Raw genomic sequence first — 18,008 nt, forward strand, 5'->3', positions numbered from 1 at the left:
TCCTTAAAGTAATTTACTCTTAGTTTGTTTTGCTACCGATACTCTTCGCTGCTTCTTCAAACAGTTTTGAACCTTCTTGTGCTTTACTTAATGATTGATGCATTTTACTCTCGTCTTCTTGGTCTAATGCATCAAAGAGAAGTTGGAAACAATCCGCATACAGTTCCATCGATTGCTTTATCTTCACTTGTTCTCCCTGTAATTCAGGAGGCGCTTGTAGATTCTTCAGTTTCGTTGCAGTTGCCTTTGCTCCACCTAAACTCAGTTGCACTTCACTTTTCTTTTGTTTGTATGATTTTACGTCTGAATCTGCTATTCCTTCAATTAATTTCATTGTATCTTCAATTTGAGTAGCACTGTTTATAATATCTGCCTTGTACCTTTCAACATCTGAACCCGTTACCTTACCAGTTGAAGAAGTTGAATTATTTGAAGAAGAACTTGGTTGACTACTTGATGAGCTACTATTTGTACCTTCACCTTTCGCTACTGATAAGCTATCCTCTTTCTTGCTATCAGTTGACTTACTCTCTTTTTCAGAAGTCTTATTCTCTTTCTCTACCTTTTGCGTTTCTTCTTTCTTTGGTTCAGCTTTCTTACCATCAGTTTCAATTGTAATACAACCACTCAATAACATAACTGGTAACGCTAAACTTACTAATTTCTTTGCTTTCATGATTACTAATACCCCTTTATTTGTAAAATGTAGTGCAAACAAGTTAATATACTTAATTAGTAAATTTCCCTCGAATAATTTATTAGAATCTAACATCCGTATACTTCTTACATATTTATAATATTTCCACATGTACTGTTTTACAAATAATCACATATTCGATCAAAGGGATTTATGTAGTCTTTAAAAGGAAATTTACTAAACGAAAAGAAAATTTTAACAACAATGAAAAGAAGCTAACAATAAATTGTTAACTTCTCAGCCGAAAGTAAAATATTATCTTTCCTTATCTTCTAATATCTAGGTTGGGATTGAATATTTGTAAGATGAACATCAAACATATCAATTATTTCAAGAAATCTATCAGCTTCACGGAAAACATGGTCTGCTAATAATGGATGAATGATACTCTTTATTTTACATTGCTCAATTAAATCACGTGCTGTTTTCTTAAAATCCCGAAGAGATGTAACCGACACACGATTTTGATCTAAAAATTGATCTAAAAGTGGGACTGTTTGGGATTGTGGTTTCATAGATTCTAAGTCAATTGCTTGATACATCAATTCATCAAAATCATTGCTAAAATTCCGTGCTGTATCTACAAGCTTTCTTTCCGATGGATCAAGAAGATGGCCAATAAATTTAGCATGGTCTGCCATAATCCGTAAAAAGAAAACATTTTCTTTAATAATAGCATCAGGAAGAGCATCTAATTTACCTTCATTTAATTGTATTAAACGTTTTCTAAAATAATCAGCTTCCCTACTTGTATGGTCAACTAAAAGTGGAAAGTTATTTTGTCCTGGCAATTTACATGTGAGAATTAATCCTAAAATTTTTCGTTTAAATCCCCAAATATTAGTTGCGGCTTGTTGTACTTCTGCATTAAATCTTTTTATTTGCTCAGGATCTGTTTCATTTGTATAGGAATGCGCTATTTGTTCAATATGTTCAAACAATCGATAAAATTGATTAGCCTCTTCAATTAGTTGAGTATCCTCGCATCTAAATCCCAAGCGAAGAAAAAAAGAATGCTCTTTCATGATTCTAGACCAAAAACGAATTTCATTTAATGAACGCTCAACAAACATTACAGATGTAACACCTGTATCAGGATGTAATGAAGTTTCATCCCTATGCATTGTTAATCCCCCCCAGTAAAATCCCCGCTAGTTCCATTCTTATGAGTAAAAATATATATAAATACCATCAATAAAATTTTATGATGCCTCTCTTATACATGTAAAATTAAACTAATATAACCTTAGCTTGATGAACATATACTGCTCCCCCAGAAGAAAAAAGGCTACCACCTATTTGTAAAATTCTACTAGGTGGTAGCCTTTCAAAATTTTTATTAAAGCAATACCGAATCTTTATCACTATCCTGATTACGTTTCTCGCGTTCTTCTTCTAAGCGCTTCATATACACTTCGCCTTCTTTTTCGATAAACTCATTATCCATATCTTGCTCTTTTTTTGAAGTATATAAAACCATGTAGCCACTTAGTACAATCCCGACAATTACAAGATAAACCCACCATGGTAAAGTTTCCACTCTACTTCATTCCTTTCCTTAGACAAGCCTTATTAGTTTCACTCTATGAGGAAAGAAGTGGATTTATGCTTAAAATTTTTATTGTGGATGCTTCGCGAAAAATGCTTGTACATATTCCATAAACTCAATTGGTTCCTGACGAAACGGTGCGTGGTATCCTTTTTCAATAATATGAAACGTACTATTTGCAAATAGCCCATGATACAGTTCACCATTTTTCCAAGAAACACTCTTATCATGTCGTCCCCATATAATTAGAGTTGGTACCTTAATTTTATCAGCTTCCATCGCAATGCGGCGCTCTCTCATTTTCGTAAGCTGATCATAATGCTCTTTATCATCACGACTATTTTTCACTTCATTTTTATTATACTTCGTAATCTCAGTTACAGTTTGTAAGTCCGTCGATAGCGGCGGCACTTCATAACTGTCTTTTTGCTGGAAAGACTCTATCCCTGTAGCATCTGCCAAGATGAGATGCGTCACTGCATCCGGATATAAATACGCTAAATTAAGGGACATCTCTCCGCCCATCGAATGGCCGAGCACCGCAAACTGATCGTATCCGAGCTTCTTCATTAACTTATAATATAAATTCACTTGCGCAGGAAACGAATACTGAAAATCAACTGGCTTAGAAGAGCGCCCAAATCCTAAAATATCAACTGCAATAATCGTATGATCTCTCGCAAGTTCCGGATAAATATCACTAAATCCATCAGAAGAACCACCAAACCCATGCAACATAAGTAACGGAGGTTTTCCCTCACCAATTTGTTTAAAATAAATCGTCTGCCCATCAATTTGCGCTATACTCTCTTTCGTATTCAGCTTCATCATAACAGTATCTTTCACTTCTCCAACCTTCGCAATCGGCTTCTCAACGAAATTACAAACAATTAACAAAACGAGCACAATACCGCTAATTAAATAAAACTTAAACCGTTTCAAAGTTCCCGTCTCCTTTCTTGAGTTGCTATTTAAAGTTTTTACATTTTTTGGTTATTTTATGTTATCCTTTTAATTGTAACTAAAACAGTTACAATTATACTAAAAAAATATAACTCACTTCTATTACTAATGGTTATTCTGTAACTATTATAGTTACATATTTAAAGTAAGTCAATTCTTTTTATAGTAAAAAACAAAGGGACCTCATTATAAGATCCCTTCACTTTATTATTTAATTTAAAAATGATCAGCGTGTGAGTCTTGTTTGCTAATACCGCCGCCGTCTCCTTTATTGAAGTTGGCTGGCGCTCCTCCGTCACCAATATTAACGTAGTCTGGTCTTGCTGGTGCTCCTCCTGTCTCTCCTATATTTAATGCTTGATTTGTAAACTCACTGTTAACTCCAATTGATAATGCACCTACTAACGCAATCCCCAACATTCCAAAGTGAATCTTTTTCATTATTTTAGCGCCCCTTTTTTTAATAAATTTTTTTGAGCTTTATGACTCATGTAAAAATAATGACTTGCTTTATTGTGATTCTCTTCTTTATAAAACCTTAGAGCTAACATTTCAGCGTATTCCTGTATACACTCCCATAGCTCTTCTTTTTCAAAATAAATAATACCTTCTAAAACTACTTGCTCTAAGCTTAATGTAGGTGATTTTTCGTTTACGCTTTTCAAAATCATAAAACGATATTGAAACTCTTCCTTATTTAATTCTTTACAAATATCCAAACCTTTTTCAACCAGATCTGCTGCCAATTGATATTGCCCTAATTTATAACATTCACGTGCTTCAACAAATAGCGCTTTAAAAAATTTCGGCTGTTTTTTTGTAACTTCGGATGCATGGCGAACTGCAAGTTCCGATAAATCTTGACTAGCATACAAAAAGGCTAAATTATGACGCACCATTAAAATATATTTTTCATAATTTACCTTTTGGAAAATATCCATAGCAGCATTAAAGCTTTCTTCCGCGAGTTCATAATTTTTCAAATCTACACAACACAGACCAAAAGCATTTTCACATAGCGCTATATTTATTTCGCAACCTATATGTTTTTTGAACTCTTCTTTCGCTTTTCTCAAATAATCAATTGCATTAACTTGTTGATATGTCTGATAGTAAAAATTACCCATACGATAATCAAACTCTGCATTTTCTAAAGAGTGCGAAGCATATTTCAGTAGTTTATTTGCTTTTTCATAACTTTCCTTTGCATCGCTATATTTAGACATTGAAGTACAATATATTCCTTTAAAAAAATGATAATAATACGCTAAAAACCCTTTAGTTGGAATTTCAAAAGATTCTATTCTCTCAAAACTATTTTCTTTTATATTCAACCAATCCGTCAGCATTTTATATCTAAAATCTAATAAGGTAAAATACAAAGATAACTCCTGATCCACGTCCAAACCACTAATCTTATTATCAATCTCCTCTTTCATTTCTGTGGCCTTCTCTATATTTTGCTGCAACATTACACGATACCAATCATCTAAAGAATGTTTCATTTGCTCCCGCGTTACTACATCTGCTCCCATAAACTCGCATCCCCTTTTCTCCAAAATTATAAAATTAGGATTTTTATACAATTATCAAAATTGTATATTACCACTCCTTTTCTATGTATTGAAAAATAATTATCAGAAAATTAAATATTTTAATTAATTATACCAAACTTTTCCTTTTTAATAACTTGAGAAACAATTGTCAGAAAACTTAACAGGACAAATAAAAAAGCAAGCAGTTCCAGCACTCCGCTAAAACTACTTGCTCTCCTACTTACTATCTCTATTTTTACTCTTTAATAAATTCCTTCGTACTTCTCACTGTATCAATTGGACGAACTAATTTTTCAATTTCTTCACGTTTTGGCTCTAGGAATGGAGGTAAAGATAATTTTTCACCAAGTGTTTCGTATGGCTCATCTCCCATAAATCCTGGGCCATCTGTTGCGAATTCAAATAAAATTTGTGGTGCAACTCTTGCATATAATGATTCGAAGAAGTGACGGTTTACATATCCAGATGAAGGAAGTCCTACGCTACTGATTCTCTCAATCCATTCTTCTAATACAGCGCGATCTTCTACGCGGAATGCCGCATGGTGCACTGTACCAAAACCTTGTTGTGCTTCAGGAAGAACTGTATTATGTTCTACAATAACAGATGCACCGTTTCCGCCTTTGTTCACTTCAAATAAATAGAATTCCCCTTCTTGCGCAACCTCTTTAAATAATAGAACTTTTTCTAACACTTCTTTGAAGAAGCTAAAGTTTGCAATACGGATAAATACAGGTCCTAAACCAGTGATTGCATATTCTAATGGTACTGGCCCGTTTTGCCAAGGTGTACCTGATTCGATTCCTTTATCAAGTTCATCTGAGATTAATTGATAGTGTTGGTCATCAAAGTCAACGAAAGAAAGAGTTTTCTTACCAAATTGCTCTTTAATTCCTGTATGTTCTACTTCAAGACGGTCAAAGCGTTTCACCCAATACTCTAATGCTGCATCAGTCGGAACACGGAATGAAGTTTTTGAAATTTCATTTGTACCGTGTACTCCTTTCGGAACACCTGGGAAGTCAAAGAATGTCATATCTGTTCCTGCACTACCTTTATCATCTGCAAAGAATAAATGATACGTTTGAATGTCATCTTGGTTTACTGTTTTCTTAACTAAACGCATTCCTAAAACGTGAGTGAAAAACTCATAGTTTTTTTCTGCACTACTTGTAATCGCTGTAACGTGGTGAATTCCTTTTAATTGGTTCATTTTATATTCCTCCAATATTTTTTAATTTATATTTTCTCTCCTATTACTTCTCTTCAATAGGTGCTAAATTCGCTTCAATCTCTGCACGCTGATCTTCTAAGAACGGTGGTAAATCAAGTTTTTCTCCTAAATGTTCCACATCTCCATCAACTGTAAATCCTGGTCCATCTGTCGCAATTTCAAAAAGGATTCCGTTTGATTCACGGAAATATAAGCTTTTAAAGTAGAAACGGTCGATGATTCCTGAAGACTGGAAGCCTCTTTGTTTCACCTGTTCTTCCCAATAGGCAAGCTCTGCATCGTTTTTCACGCGAATTGCTAAATGGTGAATGCTCCCTCGGCCCGGCTTTTCAGTAGGTCCATCTAAATATTTCACAACGATTTCTCCAAAATCCTCTCCTTTAATGGATTGAAAAATTGCTTCCTCTTCGCTACGGCTAACCGCTGTATAACCGAACATCTCTGTAAGTGTACTCGACATTTTATCAAGTCTACGAACTGTCATTTCCACAGAACCCATTCCTTGAATTTGATGCTTTGCAGGAACTTCTGATTTCTCCCAAGTTTCCCAGTGCTCTACTTTTTCTCCGTTTGAAACGAGTAGTACTAAGCGAAGACCTTCAGCATCCTCAAATTGTAAAGCAGGACGATTTGCATATGTTGTCATTTCACTATGTTTCACATCAAAATTCTCAAATCGTTCTTTCCAGTAATGTAAGCTTTCCTCTGAAGGAACGAGTAATCCAATTCGAGTAATCGCATTCGTACCGCGATATGTTCTTCCTACTAATGGAATTTCAAAAAATGATAATTCCGTACCTGGACTTCCTGTTTTATCTCCATAAAATAAGTGGTACATTGACGGATCATCTTGATTTACTGTCATTTTCACACGACGTAAGCCAAGCACGTTTTTATAAAAGTGATTATTTTCATTTGCATTTTTCGTAACCATTGAAATGTGATGATGCCCTTTAATTTTATACATTGGTTATTCCTCCGTTTCGTTTTACTAGTCAAGTGATAACTAAAAAAATAATATTTCCCACAACTAATATGGTTTTTAGCTTTTCAATTTATTCTTAATTATGTTTTTGTAAATTCATCTTAGTTTTTACTGTATAAGTTACTTTGTTTTTTAATCGAAAACAACTGAGTGTATGTTTTTCATATGACTCAATCGCTTTCGTTACTATCACTTTACACCTCAAGTGATTGAGAAGCAAGAGAAAAATCTCGAATTCGAGATTTTTTTGTTAAATAACATTTAGGGTGTAAAATCTGATTATTTATGTAATTGACATTCTATTAAAACGCTCATTTACAGAAGAACATTATTCAAGTGAAGCCCTCTATAATTCAATTACAACTCCTTGAAAGCTTATGATACTATCCTGATCACACTTTTTATATTTAATGTTTTAAGGAAAAAAGCTATACTATAAGCGAAACTAAAAATCAGAAAGGAAATACCAGAAAATGGAAAATTATATGCTATTTATCCTTACAGCACTCCTTATTATAATGATGCCTGGTCCCGGTTTTGCTTTAGTTACAAAAAACACTATCTCTCATGGTAGAAATGGTGGAATAAAGACCGTCTTAGGAACAGTATCTGGAATGATGATTCATACAATAATGGCTACACTAGGACTCTCTGCTATCTTAATGAAATTTGCTATGCTATTTACATTAATAAAATATGCTGGGGCATTTTATTTAATTTATTTAGCTGTAAAGTCAATTAAAAGTGCCTTTTCTAAAAAAGAAGATATGTCAAGTTCAGTGGAAATAAACTCTAAGGATATTGGAACGGTTAAAAGTTTTAGACAAGGATTTACCACGGCAATCTTAAACCCAAAAACGGCTGTATTTTTCCTTAGTTTTCTACCCCAATTTATTGTGAGTAATCAAAGTCATTTCTTCCAATTTCTTTTGTTGGGACTCACATTTACGACTTTGACAGCAATATGGTATTTACTTTATATCTCTCTAATACGTCAATTAAGAACTTTTTTAAGAAAAGAAAAGGTGAACCGTACAATAGAGGGTATTACTGGCACAGTATTATTAGTATTTGGAGTTAGGCTATTTTTCCAAAAATAAATATGTAATAGAGAGAGTTTAAAACTTTCGGTTTTTCCAATAAATGAATCAATATAAAAAGTATGGCTTTCAAACAGTAAAAAAGTGAACAAACGGGTGTGTTTGCGGAATAAGCTTCAATAAAATAACCAAACTTTTTATAAAGAAGTGAATCGATTATATTAAAATTGATATAAAGGCGTTATCCTTTCCTATGATTTCTCAGAAAGAATAACGCCTTTTTCTTTTTAGAGGGTATTTTGTCTAGTTAGCTTGATAGCGATGTGGTTCTATCCCTTATAAAGTGAAACTTTAATTAGTGGGGGTTTTGTTCATCCCCCACTGATTATTAGTTGAACCAATCGGGCTTTTACGGACAGTTGATCCCCCACCTAACTTCTTTGCTTCCGCTGAATTTTGAGGTCGGGGTCTTACTGCCCGTTAATGCGGGATAAATGTTACAAAAACATTTATAATAGCTCTAACTTGCACAATGCTTCCCGTTAATATAATACGCTGACTCTGTGAAAACCGTAAATACAACCTCTACTTCTGGAAGTCCAAAATCCATTACATATGTAGTAATGGCCTTGGCAAATCGATTACGAATTTCCTGTCCACGCTCGAACCATTTCACTTCAATAAGAGGAAACGCTTCTATTTCTTCTCCATTGAATACATACGTAGAACTTGGTAGTTCCAACGTAAAATTATCCGTACCACACTCACAAATCTCTGCGAGCTCTTCTACTAATGGCTTGCTTATGTGTTTTAATTGTTCAGTAGTAATTCCACGAAACACAACATGCGGCATGTGAATCCCTCCTTTAGATAGTTTTATATTTGCTCACATCATAGCACAATTCTCCCACCTTTTAACAAAAATAGATGCTAAACAAGTTTCAACTCTTATTTTTAGGCCTGTTATACAGGCTGAAGCGATTCTAAGTATCTGCCATATTAAAGTTGATATGCTCCCATTCTAGTGGTGAGATATGTTTTAATCGTTCTTCGTTAACCCCATGCGTACTTCTTAACTATTTCATTTAATTTTTAATAAAGAAAACAGCCTCACTAAGCTTTTAAAACTTAATAAGGCCACTTTATTCACACTATTAATTATGGAACGTCGGTTTATAGAACGAACGATTATCAAGTGCGAAGACACGCTCTGTGTATTCGCCTGGTTTTGTGCGTCCTAATGCGCGGTCCATCATGTTCATTTTTGCATCTAAGTTATCGATGTAATGCAGAATTTCTGCTTCTTTTACTAATGGTGGTTTTGGGCTACCCCATTCCGCTTTTCCGTGATGAGAAAGGACGATGTGTTGAAGAATTAATACTTCTTCTGCATCGATTTGCAATTCGTCTGCTGCTTTACCGATTTCGTTCACCATGATAGAAATGTGGCCTAGTAAATTTCCTTCTAACGTATACGTTGTAGAAATCGGGCCAGATAGTTCAATTACTTTACCAAGGTCATGTAAAATAACGCCTGCATATAGTAAGTCTTTATCTAATGATGGGTATAGATTTGAAATAGCTTTCGCTAAATCTAGCATCGATACGACGTGATAAGCTAGTCCAGATACGAACTCGTGATGGTTCTTTGTCGCTGCTGGATATTCTAAAAATTCGTTTTGATGCTTATTTAATAAATGTCTTGTTAGACGCTGAATGTTCGGGTTTCTCATTTCAAATATGTATTGCGTAATTTTCTCAACCATATCTTCTTTTTTCACTGGTGCTTTTTCTACGAAATCCGAGATATCTGTTACTTCATTTTCATTCGCAACACGGATTTGTTTCACACGTAATTGAATACGTCCTTTGTAGTTTAAAATATCACCAGCTACTTTAACGATTGTTTCTGCTACATATTGTTTCTCAACTTCTGGTGATACGTCCCATAGCTTCGCTTCAATATCTCCACTTGGATCTTGTAAGATTACTGTTAAAAATGGCTTTCCATTACTTGCTAGACCTTTTGTCGCTGTTTTAATTAACAAGAAAACATCGACTTGTTCACCAACTTCATATTCTGCAATTTTCTTTTTCATTCGAATTCCTCCACCAAATCAGTTACTTTTAGTATAGCATATTACAACTCATTTTCTTTACGCTTATGTGTTAATTTTATAATCTGTTTTTCTGTAAAATACGCGAGTAAATGCGCATGACATGTAAAGAAGATGACTTGTCTATCTTTTGCGATTTCCTTTATTAGTTCAATCGTTCGATCCGTCCTTACCGCATCAAAGTGCACGAAACTATCATCAATAATAAATGGGTAATCATGTTCAAATGTTTTCGCAAGTGCAAATCTCAGCGATAAATATAACTGCTCCGCTGTCGCTTGGCTTAGTTCATGACTGTAAAAACGTATACCGTCGTTACGTTCAACAACGAACGGCTCCGCCTCTGACGGTGAAAAGATTTTACTATAGCGTCCGCCCGTTAAATAGACGAAATACTCTTCTGATTTTTGTAAAATACGAGGCAGATGCACTTCATGATAATATTGCTTCGTTTTCGTTAACACCGTTTTTGCGGCCGCATAAGCAGCCCATTTCTTCACTTGTTCACGCAATTGCGCTTTTTTCATTTCCCATTCATGCATTAAATCTCCGTACGTACTACCTTCTTCTAAATTCGCAATTTCCATACGATGTTTCGCGATGCGCTCTGTCAATTCTTTCTCTTGCGCCAGACAGTTTTGTACGACTGTAATTTCTCTCTTTAATTTCTCTTCATAACCGTCAGCTTCGTAATGTTCAGCTAATGATAAACTCTTTAAACGCTGTTCTAACAGATCAATTTGCGGTAATAAACGCACTACTTGTTTCTCAGCATCTTCACGTTTTTCCGCCAGTTTACCCGCTTCTAAAAACATCTCTTCATCTGTAGTCTCTGCAATATTCCATAATGCATTTCGTTCTACTAACAGTTGTTTCAATTGTTCTTGCATAAACTCATATTCTTCTTGCCATTCCGCCAGTTTTTCTTTTAACTGCTTACAAGTTTGGCGCTTCTCTTTCTCATTTTGCATACGACTTTGTGCCCCGTGTAGCTTACTATACTCCGCACTACCGATAACAGCTTCTAGTTTCTGTTCAAAATGCGAAATTATTTCATATAATGAAGATTTTCGCGTGCCTTGCTTATCTAATGCACGATATAATTGCTGCATTTTTTCAATACGCTCAAACGCTGGCAATATGTGTGCATACGTATAAAATTCTGGGAACATATAGCGCGTTTTATATGCATCTACTTGTTCTCCCGCTTGGAACGTTTCTCTCTCCCATTCCTCATACGATGAAACGACTTTATCATAAGCTCGCTCCATTTGCTGTAATTTATAAGACTCACGCTCAAATAGCTTCCGAATCTCTTCATCTTTTTCTAACTGATAGCGCACAGACAGCGCTTCTTCACTTTGTCTCCCGCCAGCACTTTGCTGAAGAGTAAGAAGCTCTTCTTGTAATCCACTTGACGGATCTTTATATAAAACAAGGGCAAGAACAATCCCTACAAAAACAATAACACTAATAAATAAGAGCGGGCGGTTATCAATAAATAAACTCGTGAATAAAACAAGCGTGTTAATAAGAAGTAACAGAAGACAAACTCTTTGCCACTTCTTTTTCTTTTGCATAGCCGCTCCTGCTTTTTCCTCATACTTACGCTTCATTCTCTCTGCACCCATACCGATAAACGCCGCGTCTTGGAACGATTTCTCTTTCTCAACTAACGTATCTCGCTCTTCATCAACTAACATTTGTTTCTGAATCTGTCTTATATTTTCTTCTTGTTCTTCTAATTGCTCTTGCGCTACTTTAAAACGATCATCAAGCTGTGCTTTTTGCGTTTCTAATTCACGCGCTTTTTGTACGGTTTGCGTAATTAATTCTTTCGTTGCCAAACTCATGTCAAACGCAAGAACCGCTTCCTTTTCAAAAGTAGCACCAATTTGTTGTTCTAGTTCTGCAATTTCTTCTTTTATATTCGCAATACTTCCTGTCATATCACGCATTTCTTGGCGTGCATTTTCGTAAGACAAATACTGCATACGAAGTTCTTCTACATAACTTTCTTTTTGTAAAAACTCTTCATCTATTTGAATCGAGGCAATTTCCGATTGCACCGTCTCTATTTTTTTATGGAGCGAGTCAACTTGTAATTGGAGCGGCTCCATCTTCGCCTTAATCGCTTCATAGCGCGCCATTCCGTTTACAGGAAACTGCCCGCTCTCATTTTCTAACACTTTCTCATGCGCACGCTTTTCAATAACGAGTGGCTCAAGCGCTGCTAATATTTCATAATCTTGCTTTCGTTTTTCTGCACTCTCTTTCTCCATACGAACAGAAGCAAGTTTCTCTTCACTTTCTTTTAATTGCTCGACTTGTTTTTCATACGTGCCAATTTTCCCTTGCCACTCTTTCATCTTCTCTTCAAGTTTCTTCATCTCTTGCAGTGACACGTTAATTTCCGGTTTACGCCCACTCGGTTTAAAGCGTTGATCCATTTCTTTTTCTAGCTTTTTATCTAACTGTAATAGCGCATCGCTTCCGACTGCACTTGCCGAAAATAAATAATTGCCAATATCCGCTTCGCCGAGCTGATGAATATTTTGAAGACCATGCATATCAAATGAAAAGATCGATTCAAATAAACTTTCATTCATCCCGCTTAATATATCGTTTAAAATTTCCTCGCCGCCCGTTTTCCCGTCTTCAAAATAAACGGTCACCTCGCCAGATGCCGTCTTTGGCAATCGTTCAATTTTCAAACGACCGTACTTCTCTGTTTGTACAGTCATCGCTCCGCCATACTTCCCACCTTCTTTCGGCTCATAACGGCGCTGTCCTCTCGTCGGAAAACCGAACAAAATACTTTTCATAAACGAGCGAATTGTCGATTTCCCCGCTTCATTTTCACCGTATAACACCGTCAGTAAGGAAAGATCCATTTCCACATTTTCTAATTTTCCGTACCCATAAATATGGAGTTTTTCAATTCTCATTTTTTATCCCTCTCTTGCTGGAATAATTGCTCTAAAATAATATTTTCCGCTTCCTTTTGAATCTCTTTCTTCTCTTCTTCTGTAAAAGATTCAATACTATTACGTGCTACAGGAGATGTCCAAATGGTGCGCAATACGCCGTCCATATTTGTGAAAGCTTCTAACTCTTTTAGCACACTACCGACGAAATGATTTTCTGCTTTCAAACGTTCGATTTCTGCAAAAGAAACCGTCTCATTTTTCCACTTCATTGCATATACGAAATCTTTTCGCTCTTCGCCAGATGCTAAAATGTGAAAAATCTCTTCCACACGCTTTTCGTCACGCAAATAAGGAGAAAGTGGGCCCTGCCCTATGAATACGACAGTTAAAAGCGTCCCTTCCTCTTCTCTTCGGCAATCATTCATCGCAGTTGACATGCTCGTCATAAGTTCATCAACAGTTTCAAGTCCATCAATACAAACCTCGATCTCATCCCATACAACATCTGCCGTATGGAAAAATGAACAGTGCGTTCCTTGTTTCGTAAGTTCAATAAGGTACGCACCCTTCTCGCCTGTTTCCTTACGATGACGACCTTGTATGTTCCCTGGATAAATAATGTATGGCTCTTCTGATAAAATTTCACGTTTATGTATATGGCCAAGAGCCCAATAATCAAACTGTTTTTCTTTCAATTCACGAATTTGAAACGGTGCATAGCGATTATGCTCTGCATCTCCTTCCACACTTCCGTGAAGCATGCCAATATGAAAAGGCGCATCACTCATTTTCGTATACTGCGCTGTCATATTATCCGTTACCGCTTGCTGCAAATAACTAAACCCATAAATAGAAGCTAATAGCTCACCATTTTTATAAAATGATTTCTCTTCTACGTAAGGCTCCGTAAACACATGAACATTTTCCGGAAACTCAATCGCTGCCCAGCTTCCTCCTAAATGATCATGGTTACCGTGAATAATAAAAACAGGGATATCGTACTGCGAAAGTCTCTTCATTTGCTCACGCACAAACACTTGCGCCCTCAAACTTCTCGTCTCCGCATCATACAAATCCCCAGCTAGTAATACGAAATCAACGCGCTCTTGAATCGCTTTATCAACAATACGCTCAAATGATTCAAACGTACTTTGCTTCATTCTCTCCCAAACAGACTGCGCAACATTCATCTCCATTCCTTTAAACGGACTATCCAAATGCAAATCAGCCGCATGTATAAACTTTACTTGTTTCACAAATAACGATCCTTTCTATCTTTCAAAAGTTTCATTTTATTAAAATTAACATCGCTGAAAACTAATCATCATCGAGAATGAAAATATTCTCGATGATTAAAGTTTCATTCTATTTTACCACGCAATGTCATATATTTCTTTGCATATTGTAGCGTTTTATGTCAAAATAATTATAAGATTCTGATTTTAATTATTGGAGGGAATTTTCATGGGAGTATACGTTCTAACAGTCTTTGAAAAAGATGGTTCAAAAGCATTAGACGAATCATTCGAGGCGGCAACTGAAAAAGAAGCAAAAGCAAAAGGTGAATCTATTTTACAAGAAAAAGGATTGTATGAAAAAACACATCGCTGTACATCTACTGCAGGTAAGCTCGTTTTATTCCAGCGCTAAAAAAAAGAAGCGTCATCCGCTTCTTTTTCACTCTACTATATCTTCGTCACACCACGTAAACACCACATCTAGAATGCGATTACCAATACGTACGCGTTTATTCCATTTACCTGTTTGGATCTGATGTTGCAATTCAGCTTTCATCTTTTCCGTCCAGTCGTGAATCGTTTCACTACCGTCGTACGGATATACGCCTGGAAACTCTTCCTGCAGTAGATGCAAGCTCTCTGCATCAAAATGAAAATGGAAGAAGTAGTTTGCTGTAAGCGATGGTTCTTGCAATCGTAAAAAATGATCATCAATTTGCTTTCTATTTCTATAGAAAGTAAAGATATTCACTTTACCGCTCGTAATTTGGTCAATTTGAATTTCGTGCTTCTCTATAATCACGTCTTGCCCACCTCGTTGTATACTATCTTTAGTATATATGTCTTTTGCAACAAAGTTAACCATTTTCGCGCGAAATTCATTTCCTTCATTATAATTCCTGTTCCTCCAAGTATAATCAGGACAAATAAAAACAAAGTTGAAGGGGAGCGATCACATGTATTTCGGAAGCAAAGGTTGGTATGTAAAAGAACTTAAAAAATTAGGTATTCGTACTTATGAAGGTAAAAAACTAGAATCTTATCGTACGCATGTGTTATCTAGTTTACTTGAGAGAATGAAGAAGGCTTCGGCTTAATAGAAAAACACCTCCCGAATTCGCATACTAAGTATGCAAATTCAATGGAGGTGTTTTTATCAGTTTTCATAAAAGATTTTTTGCTTCCGCTGGAACGGATACGTTTTAATCTCAGCTGTATCTAAATTTTCATTGAATAAATGAATGGCTATAATTTGTCTACAATCGTAAGTATGGTAATAATATGTTCCAGACTCCATACACATTGCACTTGTATAGATAGTATTATCTAATATACCGTCTTCTGTTATTACTGCCCCCTTAGGAACCTCACAATTTGATAAGATATGAAAAATAGCCGATATCCCCTCTTCTTCGTTCTCTATACCTTGAATGTTTTGTTTGCCATATGCTGCCCGCACGAATCTTGATGGCGGGGTGAAATCTCCAGGAAGTCCCATCGATCCGGAACCTTGGCCAAAAGCACTTAATGGTACGTCTCCCCACTCGGTTGGTGCAAATGGCTGCGATTTAAGTCCAATATATTGTCTTAAATTTTGTAAATGCCAATTAAACTCCGGGCTATTAGTCATCACTCCTATTGGATTGTCATACATTTTTATTCCATCAGTTGTCGGCTCAAGTACAATACACTCTCCCCATTTATCTGCTAAAATCCAATGTAGTGGCGGAGTAATCCCTAAAACTGGTAATGGTACATCTATAAGGGAAATGTTATCAACAGATTTTTTTAACTCTTCAACAGAATTAAACTGCGTCAAGCTCCAAGCCACAAAATCAAATGGTGCTAAATTCGTTTTATGGTCATCTATGCTGTTACTATAAGTAGCGAATCCCGGGAAATAGAGAGTGGCACATGTCATACCAGCTTCATTTACTCCGTCCGCCATAATGACCCTTCCTTCATGATTAATTCCCATTCCGACAACAGCCTTTTTCGCTCGGATCGTTTCACCAGTTATATTGTTCCACTGATAACGCCGAGGAATGATTATTACTTCCTGATTCATATCTAATGTGAAATCCATTGTTCTCGCAAAAAGATGCTGGAAATTTTTTGTTTGTAACGTCAAACTAGTACACATGAAGAAATCCCCCCATTTTATAGTTATATACACATTTTATAAAATTCTGATAAATACGTAAATTAAAAAACCTATTTATCACTAACAAAATAACCACCCAAACCAAAAATGCTATAATAAAACCCAATCAAACTAAGGAGGCAAATTACTTTGCTTGGAACATGCATTCAATTTCATAAGTTTGGCAATCCAAAAGACGTATTACAAGTTGAATATAAAAATATAGAACCACTGAAAGATAATGAAGTTTTCGTTCGTATGCTAGTTAGACCGATTAATCCATCTGACTTAATTCCAATAACGGGGGCATACGCTCATAGAATCCCTTTGCCTAACATACCTGGCTATGAAGGTGTTGGTATTGTAGAAGATGTTGGCGCAGGCGTTACTCGAGACCTTATCGGTAAACGTGTTTTACCGTTACGCGGAGAAGGTACTTGGCAAGAGTATGTGAAGACGTCAGCTGATTTTGTAGTCCCTATCCCTGATTCCATCAATGATTTTACAGCGGCGCAAATGTATATTAACCCTCTTACGGCGTGGGTTACTTGTACAGAAACGTTAAACTTACAGAGTAATGACGTTTTATTAGTGAATGCTTGTGGATCCGCTATTGGACATCTATTTGCGCAGTTATCACAAATTTTAAACTTCCGATTAATTGCTGTTACAAGAAATAATAAGCATACAGAAGAATTACTGCGCCTTGGTGCTGCATATGTAATTGATACTTCCACTGCCCCGCTTTATGAAACTGTTATGGAATTAACAAACGGGCTCGGTGCGGATGCTGCAATTGATTCTATCGGGGGACCGGATGGAAATGCATTAGCTTTCTCCTTACGTCCAAACGGGCACTTTTTAACGATCGGGCTTCTATCAGGAATACAAGTGAACTGGGCAGAGATTGTCACGAAAGCGAAAGTGCACGCAAACATATTTCATTTACGACATTGGAATAAAGAGGTATCACCATATAAATGGCAAGAAACGTTTCGTCACTTAATTTGCTTAGTAGAAAATGAGCAATTACGTTTTATGAAAGTCCATTCTACATATGACTTAGCGGATGTGAAAGCGGCAGTTGATGTTGTGCAGTCCGCTGAGAAAACGAAAGGGTAACTAACTGTTACGATTTATTTAACCAATTATAACGAAAGTTAATTAAATATATCAGTAAGCCCTGCTAGTCAAGTGATTGGCTAGTAGTGAGGGTTAACTGCGGGCAATCCCTAAAGCTGATTGAACTACAACGTGGCTAGAAATGGCGAGCGTGAATGTCGCGAAAGCAGAAAAAATCAATCAGATCGTGCAAGGTTAAATCCTAAACACTAGAACAATGGGTCTTCCGCCTCGAATCATCTAAGTCAAAAGCGATAAGATGAACGTTCAACGACTATCTCGTATAACTGACGAGAGTACATCACAAGCCTATGGTGGTGGAAAAATCCTCTATCTCTAAAGAGATAAACATATAGTCTGCGCTCATGTGAAAATATGAGAAGTTCATAAGAGAACTGGCTAAGGAATTGCGCCCTTAGTTGAACGAGATAAAT

General features: G+C 36.1%; 18 protein-coding genes. 4 read left to right on the top strand and 14 right to left on the bottom strand.

Going from position 1 to position 18,008, the window contains the following annotated elements:
• Positions 1–19: 19 nt before the first annotated feature.
• The 8 genes from N2V92_RS29540 to N2V92_RS29575 all read right to left on the bottom strand — a co-directional run bounded on the left by N2V92_RS29540 (position 20) and on the right by N2V92_RS29575 (position 6,966).
• Entirely contained in the window at positions 20–676 is a 657-nt protein-coding gene (locus tag N2V92_RS29540) for a DUF7018 domain-containing (lipo)protein (protein WP_033668979.1), read from the bottom strand.
• A gap of 293 nt (positions 677–969) precedes the next feature.
• Positions 970–1,821, bottom strand: a complete 852-nt coding sequence (locus tag N2V92_RS29545; protein WP_002087190.1) for a DUF2935 domain-containing protein — start codon at positions 1,819–1,821, stop codon at positions 970–972.
• A gap of 215 nt (positions 1,822–2,036) precedes the next feature.
• Positions 2,037–2,237 (bottom strand): sporulation YhaL family protein, encoded by a 201-nt coding sequence (locus N2V92_RS29550; RefSeq protein ID WP_000449223.1) that lies wholly within the window; start codon positions 2,235–2,237, stop codon positions 2,037–2,039.
• Positions 2,238–2,315: 78 nt separating this feature from the next.
• Positions 2,316–3,188 (bottom strand): alpha/beta fold hydrolase, encoded by an 873-nt coding sequence (locus tag N2V92_RS29555; RefSeq protein WP_016077999.1) that lies wholly within the window; start codon positions 3,186–3,188, stop codon positions 2,316–2,318.
• A 237-nt stretch (positions 3,189–3,425) separates the two neighbouring features.
• Positions 3,426–3,650, bottom strand: a complete 225-nt coding sequence (locus N2V92_RS29560) for a Phr family secreted Rap phosphatase inhibitor (protein WP_000719823.1) — start codon at positions 3,648–3,650, stop codon at positions 3,426–3,428.
• Complete coding sequence (locus N2V92_RS29565; RefSeq protein ID WP_000500584.1) at positions 3,650–4,744, bottom strand: response regulator aspartate phosphatase; 1,095 nt, start codon at positions 4,742–4,744, stop codon at positions 3,650–3,652. Before N2V92_RS29565 ends, N2V92_RS29560 begins: the two co-directional genes overlap by 1 nt.
• Before the next feature lie 256 nt (positions 4,745–5,000).
• Positions 5,001–5,978, bottom strand: coding sequence for a ring-cleaving dioxygenase (locus N2V92_RS29570; protein WP_001072577.1), 978 nt, complete (start codon positions 5,976–5,978; stop codon positions 5,001–5,003).
• Between the two features lie 43 nt (positions 5,979–6,021).
• Positions 6,022–6,966: a ring-cleaving dioxygenase gene (locus N2V92_RS29575; RefSeq protein ID WP_000276686.1), complete on the bottom strand. Its 945-nt coding sequence runs from the start codon at positions 6,964–6,966 to the stop codon at positions 6,022–6,024.
• Positions 6,967–7,457: 491 nt separating this feature from the next.
• Between N2V92_RS29575 and N2V92_RS29580 the strand changes: the two genes are divergently transcribed.
• Entirely contained in the window at positions 7,458–8,084 is a 627-nt protein-coding gene (locus N2V92_RS29580) for a LysE family translocator (protein ID WP_042597255.1), read from the top strand.
• 460 nt (positions 8,085–8,544) lie between these two features.
• On the opposite strand, the gene N2V92_RS29585 is transcribed toward N2V92_RS29580, so the two are convergent.
• The 4 genes from N2V92_RS29585 to N2V92_RS29600 all read right to left on the bottom strand — a co-directional run bounded on the left by N2V92_RS29585 (position 8,545) and on the right by N2V92_RS29600 (position 14,327).
• Positions 8,545–8,877, bottom strand: coding sequence for a DUF1904 family protein (locus tag N2V92_RS29585; protein WP_001120959.1), 333 nt, complete (start codon positions 8,875–8,877; stop codon positions 8,545–8,547).
• Between the two features lie 301 nt (positions 8,878–9,178).
• Positions 9,179–10,123: a 3'-5' exoribonuclease YhaM gene (gene yhaM, locus N2V92_RS29590; protein WP_000726652.1), complete on the bottom strand. Its 945-nt coding sequence runs from the start codon at positions 10,121–10,123 to the stop codon at positions 9,179–9,181.
• A gap of 41 nt (positions 10,124–10,164) precedes the next feature.
• Positions 10,165–13,089, bottom strand: coding sequence for an ATP-binding protein (locus N2V92_RS29595; protein WP_042597253.1), 2,925 nt, complete (start codon positions 13,087–13,089; stop codon positions 10,165–10,167).
• On the bottom strand, positions 13,086–14,327 hold the full coding sequence (locus N2V92_RS29600; protein WP_000815700.1) for a metallophosphoesterase family protein: 1,242 nt from the start codon (positions 14,325–14,327) through the stop codon (positions 13,086–13,088). The genes N2V92_RS29595 and N2V92_RS29600 overlap by 4 nt, the downstream gene beginning before the upstream one ends.
• Positions 14,328–14,535: 208 nt before the next feature.
• Between N2V92_RS29600 and N2V92_RS29605 the strand changes: the two genes are divergently transcribed.
• A complete protein-coding gene (locus N2V92_RS29605) occupies positions 14,536–14,721 on the top strand; it encodes a YhzD family protein (protein WP_000539552.1) in 186 nt (61 codons plus the stop codon).
• Positions 14,722–14,748: 27 nt separating this feature from the next.
• On the opposite strand, the gene N2V92_RS29610 is transcribed toward N2V92_RS29605, so the two are convergent.
• Positions 14,749–15,111 carry a hypothetical protein gene (locus N2V92_RS29610; protein ID WP_000582776.1) on the bottom strand — a complete coding sequence of 121 codons (363 nt, stop codon included), beginning with the start codon at positions 15,109–15,111 and terminating at the stop codon, positions 14,749–14,751.
• Between the two features lie 154 nt (positions 15,112–15,265).
• Here N2V92_RS29610 and N2V92_RS29615 point away from each other — a divergent pair, with 154 nt between their 5' ends.
• Positions 15,266–15,406, top strand: coding sequence for a YflJ family protein (locus N2V92_RS29615; RefSeq protein ID WP_000273536.1), 141 nt, complete (start codon positions 15,266–15,268; stop codon positions 15,404–15,406).
• 59 nt (positions 15,407–15,465) lie between these two features.
• On the opposite strand, the gene N2V92_RS29620 is transcribed toward N2V92_RS29615, so the two are convergent.
• Entirely contained in the window at positions 15,466–16,452 is a 987-nt protein-coding gene (locus N2V92_RS29620) for a choloylglycine hydrolase family protein (RefSeq protein WP_000337589.1), read from the bottom strand.
• Between the two features lie 150 nt (positions 16,453–16,602).
• On the opposite strand from N2V92_RS29620, the gene N2V92_RS29625 reads away from it, so the two are divergent.
• Positions 16,603–17,574, top strand: a complete 972-nt coding sequence (locus tag N2V92_RS29625) for a zinc-dependent alcohol dehydrogenase family protein (protein ID WP_000901742.1) — start codon at positions 16,603–16,605, stop codon at positions 17,572–17,574.
• Positions 17,575–18,008: the final 434 nt, after the last annotated feature.

The organism is Bacillus sp. CH_48 (genome assembly GCF_038008465.1).
Lineage (GTDB): Bacteria > Bacillota > Bacilli > Bacillales > Bacillaceae_G > Bacillus_A > Bacillus_A thuringiensis_S.

Bases quoted from the DNA above. Each gene is read 5' to 3' on its own strand.
- N2V92_RS29575 (WP_000276686.1), bottom strand. From the start codon at position 6,966: ATGTATAAAATTAAAGGGCATCATCACATTTCAATGGTTACGAAAAAT.
- N2V92_RS29615 (WP_000273536.1), top strand. From the start codon at position 15,266: ATGTATTTCGGAAGCAAAGGTTGGTATGTAAAAGAACTTAAAAAATTA.
- N2V92_RS29580 (WP_042597255.1), top strand. From the start codon at position 7,458: ATGGAAAATTATATGCTATTTATCCTTACAGCACTCCTTATTATAATG.
- N2V92_RS29620 (WP_000337589.1), bottom strand. From the start codon at position 16,452: ATGTGTACTAGTTTGACGTTACAAACAAAAAATTTCCAGCATCTTTTT.
- N2V92_RS29570 (WP_001072577.1), bottom strand. From the start codon at position 5,978: ATGAACCAATTAAAAGGAATTCACCACGTTACAGCGATTACAAGTAGT.
- N2V92_RS29595 (WP_042597253.1), bottom strand. From the start codon at position 13,089: ATGAGAATTGAAAAACTCCATATTTATGGGTACGGAAAATTAGAAAAT.
- N2V92_RS29545 (WP_002087190.1), bottom strand. From the start codon at position 1,821: ATGCATAGGGATGAAACTTCATTACATCCTGATACAGGTGTTACATCT.
- yhaM (WP_000726652.1), bottom strand. From the start codon at position 10,123: ATGAAAAAGAAAATTGCAGAATATGAAGTTGGTGAACAAGTCGATGTT.
- N2V92_RS29605 (WP_000539552.1), top strand. From the start codon at position 14,536: ATGGGAGTATACGTTCTAACAGTCTTTGAAAAAGATGGTTCAAAAGCA.
- N2V92_RS29540 (WP_033668979.1), bottom strand. From the start codon at position 676: ATGAAAGCAAAGAAATTAGTAAGTTTAGCGTTACCAGTTATGTTATTG.
- N2V92_RS29585 (WP_001120959.1), bottom strand. From the start codon at position 8,877: ATGCCGCATGTTGTGTTTCGTGGAATTACTACTGAACAATTAAAACAC.
- N2V92_RS29565 (WP_000500584.1), bottom strand. From the start codon at position 4,744: ATGGGAGCAGATGTAGTAACGCGGGAGCAAATGAAACATTCTTTAGAT.
- N2V92_RS29560 (WP_000719823.1), bottom strand. From the start codon at position 3,650: ATGAAAAAGATTCACTTTGGAATGTTGGGGATTGCGTTAGTAGGTGCA.